This window comes from Dietzia sp. CW19 (genome assembly GCF_014145265.1).
Classification (GTDB): domain Bacteria; phylum Actinomycetota; class Actinomycetes; order Mycobacteriales; family Mycobacteriaceae; genus Dietzia; species Dietzia natronolimnaea.
The window spans coordinates 3,619-5,865 of sequence record NZ_JAALEE010000373.1; the positions used below are offsets into that span (position 1 = coordinate 3,619).

Here is a 2,247-nt window from a genome sequence, read left to right on the forward strand (position 1 = left end):
GGTCCCCCTACCGCCGGAGGCCCAGCAGGTGCTCGATCAGGCCCTGGCGGGATCCGTACAGGCGGACGCGGACCTGCGCACCGCCGCCGGCGGCTGGCTGGAGTCGGCGGGGATCACTCCTCCGCCCGGGTTCGTGCCCCCTCCGGCCGCGCCCCCGCCGCCGCCGGACCCCACCCCGCAGAGCCCGTGTCCGCGTACGGCCGCCGCGTGCGTCGACCTCGACGGGAACCGGACCTGGCTGCAGTCGGGGGAGCGGCTGAGCTACGGGCCGGTACGGATGTCGCACGGAAGGGTCGGTTGGGAGACCCCTCGCGGGACGTTCCAGGTCACCCGGAAGGTGCGCCACGAGGTCAGCCGTCTGTTCGACGACGCCCCGATGCCGTACTCGGTGTACTTCGTGGGAGGGATCGCCTTCCACGAGGGCGATCCGGCCTACGAGTCGCACGGGTGTATCCGGATGGACCGGCCCGCCGCGGCGACTTATTTCGAGAGGCTGCAGGTCGGGGACACCGTCGTGGTGTTCTGACGCCTCACGAGCCGGTGAACATGCGGGCCTCGGCGCGGTCTGGGAGAAGGTACTCGGCGGACTTGGCCGCCAACGCCGATCCGATGATCACGAGGATGAATCCGATCGCCGCGACGAACGGACCGTAGGTGACCGAGGTGCCGTCCGGCAGGCCCGCCAGCATCGGATCCGAGGTGTCGGTCGAGTTGAACAGGACCCAGACGAAGATGAGGTGGGCGATCAACACGAGGGACGCGAGTACCGCGTTGGCGGCCGCGAAGAATCCCAACCGGGTGAACAGCGTGACCGCCACCAGGACCGACAGCACGAGAAGCCCCAGGAAGTTCAGGGGCGCCATCGCGCGCAGGTCCAGGATCTCGGTGAGGTCGAGCGCGCTGATCCCTCCGCCGGTCCCGGTGCTCAACCAGGGGAGGTACAGACTGAGCAGGGCGAGCGCCAGCCCCACTACGGCGATCAGGCCGCCGACGCGGTTTCGCAGGTGCGGGATGATCTTGCCGCCGGTCGGGGTGCTCGCCGACGACGGCGAGGTGCGGGTGACGGGCGTTGTCTGTGCGGCCATGGCGGGTGCCCCTTAATCGGACCGGAACCTGCGAAGTGAGGTAAGTCACATAATAGGCGGGGTGTCCGGGTTCTGCCACAACGGTGCGTTCCGGCCGGACGGTGCGGTGGCGGACTGTGACCGCCGGACCGGGCCCGCCCGTCACGTCACGGGATCGACCGGATAGCGAGCGGACCGGGCGGCCCAGGCCGACCCCGCCGACACCATCACGAACCCGAACGCGGCCACATAGGGCCCGGAGGTCACCGTGGCGTTCGCGGGCAGGCCCGAGAGTGCCGGCTCCGTCGACCCCGTGGACAGGATCAGGGTCCAGACGAAGGCGAGGTGTCCCGCCAGGACCCCGATCGCCACCACCGCCGCCGCGACGGCGAACGACCCCAGGCGGGTGAGCGCGGTGACGGCCACGAGCAGGGCCAGGACAAGTAGTCCGACGAACAACACCGGTGCGACGCTGCGGACGTCGATGAGCTCGGTGATCCCCAGGGCCGAGATCCGCTCGTCCGCGCCCGTGGCCAGCCACGGCAGGTAGAGGCTGAGTAGCGCCAGCGCCAGACCGGCGGACGACGCGAGCGCCCCGATCCGGTTCCGGACGCGCGGGATCCGCTTGGTCCGTGCGGGGGTCCTGGTCGGGAGGGGGACCCGGTGGGGTGCGGGTGGGGTGTACGCGGGCATGGCGATCACGCTCCGGGCGGGGTCGACGGACGCGGGTGCGGTTGCTCACATCGTAGGAGGCGGGCCGCTCCGGATCATTGCGGCAGGGCGGTTCGTTATGGTAACGGGATCCTCAATGTCGACGGTTGGTCCGACGAGTGGGTTCGGCGCCCATCGGGTCCTCCGGCCACGGGTGCCGGGGATAGCGGCCCCGCATCTCCGCCCGTACACCGGGATAGGCCTCGCGCCAGAAGAACTCCAGGTCGCGGGTCACGGCGAGTGGCCGTCCGGCGGGGGAGAGCAGATGGACGGTCACGGGGACCCGCCCGTCGCAGATCCGGGGTGAGGTCGTCCACCCGAAACACTCCTGCAGCTTGACCGCCAGCACCGGTGCCGCGTCGGATCCGGGTTCGGGGTAGTCGACACGGTATGACGACGAGCTGGGCACCTGCAGGCGGTCGGGCACCAGCTCGTCGAACCGGGTCGCCTCCGGCCACGGGAGCAGCCGCCG

The 2,247-nt window shown here is 70.8% G+C and carries 4 protein-coding genes; 1 reads left to right on the forward strand and 3 read right to left on the reverse strand.

Annotated elements, in window-relative coordinates; all coding sequences use genetic code 11:
* Nucleotides 1–526, forward strand: a 526-nt coding sequence (locus tag G6021_RS11540; RefSeq protein WP_182641332.1) for a L,D-transpeptidase, incomplete at its 5' end; no start/stop codon positions are given.
* 4 nt (nucleotides 527–530) lie between these two features.
* On the opposite strand, the gene G6021_RS11545 is transcribed toward G6021_RS11540, so the two are convergent.
* The 3 genes from G6021_RS11545 to G6021_RS11555 all read right to left on the reverse strand — a co-directional run.
* Nucleotides 531–1,085: a hypothetical protein gene (locus tag G6021_RS11545; RefSeq protein WP_182610523.1), complete on the reverse strand. Its 555-nt coding sequence runs from the start codon at nucleotides 1,083–1,085 to the stop codon at nucleotides 531–533.
* Between the two features lie 141 nt (nucleotides 1,086–1,226).
* Nucleotides 1,227–1,757: a hypothetical protein gene (locus G6021_RS11550; protein ID WP_182641333.1), complete on the reverse strand. Its 531-nt coding sequence runs from the start codon at nucleotides 1,755–1,757 to the stop codon at nucleotides 1,227–1,229.
* 112 nt (nucleotides 1,758–1,869) lie between these two features.
* Nucleotides 1,870–2,247: ATP-dependent helicase C-terminal domain-containing protein (locus G6021_RS11555; protein ID WP_277817945.1), on the reverse strand; the 378-nt coding region annotated here is incomplete at its 5' end.